Annotated in this window: 2 protein-coding genes and 3 tRNA genes; 4 read left to right on the top strand and 1 reads right to left on the bottom strand. The window is 52.8% G+C overall.

Translation table 11 applies throughout. The annotated features are described in order from the left end of the window. Positions 1-156: 156 nt before the first annotated feature. A complete protein-coding gene (locus BLV85_RS14530) occupies positions 157-2,001 on the bottom strand; it encodes a DUF7453 family protein (protein ID WP_090415931.1) in 1,845 nt (614 codons plus the stop codon). A gap of 184 nt (positions 2,002-2,185) precedes the next feature. Here BLV85_RS14530 and BLV85_RS14525 point away from each other — a divergent pair. The 4 genes from BLV85_RS14525 to BLV85_RS14510 all read left to right on the top strand — a co-directional run. Continuing rightward, positions 2,186-2,270: transfer RNA gene (locus BLV85_RS14525), tRNA-Tyr, on the top strand. A gap of 75 nt (positions 2,271-2,345) precedes the next feature. Next, positions 2,346-2,419: transfer RNA gene (locus BLV85_RS14520), tRNA-Gly, on the top strand. Between the two features lie 29 nt (positions 2,420-2,448). Continuing rightward, positions 2,449-2,523 (top strand) — tRNA-Thr (locus BLV85_RS14515). A 57-nt stretch (positions 2,524-2,580) separates the two neighbouring features. Continuing rightward, on the top strand, positions 2,581-2,669 hold an 89-nt coding region (locus BLV85_RS14510; protein ID WP_074720022.1), incomplete at its 3' end, for a GTP-binding protein.

The following is a 2,669-nucleotide window of genomic DNA, read 5'->3' as shown; positions in this document are numbered from 1 at the left end:
AGGCTATGGGGAACCTCCCGGCAACGGCTTATTGTTTCCAGGAGGTCTCTTTGTTCAGTAGTTAGCGTCAGTGGGAATAAAGGGCGGGCCATGCAATTTTTGCTTGTTCAATCAAAAAAAATGGCAAATTATCCGATATATTTCAAGCTTTGGGTACTAGGAGCCAGGTTGCGCGATGCCTTCCAAAAAATGCAGAATGTTGTCCAGGGTATCCAGATATTGGATGCCGGGTCCGAATGCGTCCCCGAGGACAAAGACTTCTTGTCCCCGAATGCCGATATAGCTATTGGTCGCGGGGTAGTGGCGATACCAGAAGCCTTCGGCATTCTGGGTATGCGGATTGGCTGGCGAGAAGAGTGCCGGGAACGATTGTTCTGCCAGTGCGAAAACTCTCCCTTCCTTTTTGCCATCTGTGACGAGGAAAATACCGCCTGGGTTGCTTCCCAGCTTGCCGGCAAAGATGATCTCGCCTTGATCGCTGAATTGCGTCACGCCGCCGCCGACTGTTGAGCCGCCGCTTTTGTGTAGATTCACAAATCGGTTGAGACGATTGATCTGTTCGATTTTTCTGACTTCGTTATTGACGAACAGTGTCATGCCGACGCTGGCGGCAAGCTCGGTTTTCCCGTCTTCTGTACTGCGCCAGATTGCAGTGCGTTGGCTGCCTAGGATATCGGACTCGCTGGCGATGATGCTGCTGAAGGCAAATTGGCCGGCTTTGTTGATGGCCACTTCGCCGGTCAATATGCCGGTGAACCAGGATGCATCAAAGCCGGGAAGGGGATCGTTCAGTTGCATGATCAGGGAAAGCTGGGAGGTGCCGGTTTCATGAATGCTGTGATAGGGTTGGATGGCGCGGGCTCTTCCCATGGTGATCGCAGTGCTGCGATTGGCTTGGCGGGTTGTTTTCAGGATGGACAGTCCGCTGTCGGTGGATTCGATATTGGCAAAGAAATCGGTATTGTTCAATCCATTGCCGGGTGTGGTGTTATCGGGGAGTGATTCGCCATCGAGCACGAGTAAATCGAGTTGGCCATCGCTGCGAGCGACCCAGGCACTGCTGCGCCATTCCGAATCGATGGTATCCATGAGTACTGCGGTGAAAATGATTTCATCCAGATCGGTGATGCTGGCTCTCAGTGGGTATGAGCCCAGCGAGAATACCGTGGCGGCCATTCCGGGCACCGGGTCGTTATCGGTGACGATGGGTAGAATTTGTCCATTGTGCCACTTGAATACGCCGCGCGACGGATTGCAGGCGCCTCCCGTTGTATGCGAGAGCGATGCAATGAAAGTCGCTGCGCCATGCTGATTGAGGCTTAGGCTGTTGATGTCTGCATAACTGCAATGGCTACTGGGGGTGGGGAGTTTTGTGGGCTCATTCAAATTCAAATTCCAGAACCACAGATCCAATCCCTGAAAAGACGGACCCGAGGCTTCGGCCAGGATGAGCAGGCCGGCAGTGGTGAACACAAAGTCACGTATGGTATGAATGACAGTGCCTGAGGGAAGGCCTGGAGCGGGCTGGCCTGTTTGTAGGGCCAGGTGGGTGTGGCCGTCGGCATGAACGAGCAGGCCGATTGTGTGATTGCTGTTTAAGTCGCTTTGGAGTCTGGCCATCATTGCAACGTGGCCAGATGAATTGGTGATAAGGCTGGACTCCACGGCGGAGAGAAAGCGTAATGTTTGCGGTGTATGGATTAATACCTCGTTTTCCTTGATCAGGGCTTTGAGGTGCCCTGGGCGGCCTGACCAGACTGCATGCGTATGGTTGTCAGTGGCACGCACGCTGGTATCGGCCGCGCCGCTGAAAGCGATATGGCCCGACGGCCCCATGACAGGGTGGTCAAACCCCCAGTAGACATATCCTGGTGGGAAATCTTCTGCCGCTTGCCCAACTTCGGCAATCAGTTGGACCGAGGCGAGAGACCAGGCGGGTGAGAATGCGGTCAAACAGACGCATAACGCTTGTGAAAGAATTTTTCGAGTGAGCTTGACCATCTTGGTTCCTTGTAGGGTTGATACCGGATATGTGGTGCGCAAGCAAGCTTAGCAATAAAAATCCGGACCCAAACTCCCGAACAAGGGGTAAAATAGCAATCAATTTAATGGTGGCCGTGAATAGAGAGAATGTATCTTGGCATTGACTTGTGTCGGAGATGCGGTCATAATGCCTGACTATTTTGGAGGGGTTCCCGAGCGGTCAAAGGGATCAGACTGTAAATCTGACGGCTCTGCCTTCGAAGGTTCGAATCCTTCCCCCTCCACCAGATTATAAAAGCAGCCTGGTCTTCAGTTGAGAAGCTAAGGATGGGGTGCCTAATTGAGAAGTAATGCGGGCAAGAGCGGGTGTAGCTCAATGGTAGAGCAGAAGCCTTCCAAGCTTACGACGAGGGTTCGATTCCCTTCACCCGCTCCACGTGAAAAGCAGGCGAATGGCGATCTGTTGCCCATGTAGCTCAGTGGTAGAGCACTCCCTTGGTAAGGGAGAGGTCGCCAGTTCAATCCTGGCCATGGGCACCAATAAATTCAGGCGCAGTTGTGAGATCGTATGAGTGTTAACGAAAGGGAACGAACAGCATGGCAAAAAGCAAATTTGAGCGGTCAAAACCACATGTGAACGTGGGAACCATAGGTCATGTGGATCATGGAAAAACAACACTGACGGC

The organism is Nitrosomonas halophila (assembly GCF_900107165.1).
Taxonomy (GTDB): Bacteria; Pseudomonadota; Gammaproteobacteria; order Burkholderiales; family Nitrosomonadaceae; genus Nitrosomonas; species Nitrosomonas halophila.
The sequence above is the reverse complement of the archived record's forward strand: the minus strand, read 5'-3'. Positions and strand labels throughout refer to the sequence as shown.

Coding starts and splice junctions, on each gene's coding strand:
- BLV85_RS14530 (WP_090415931.1), bottom strand. CDS start 2,001: ATGGTCAAGCTCACTCGAAAAATTCTTTCACAAGCGTTATGCGTCTGT.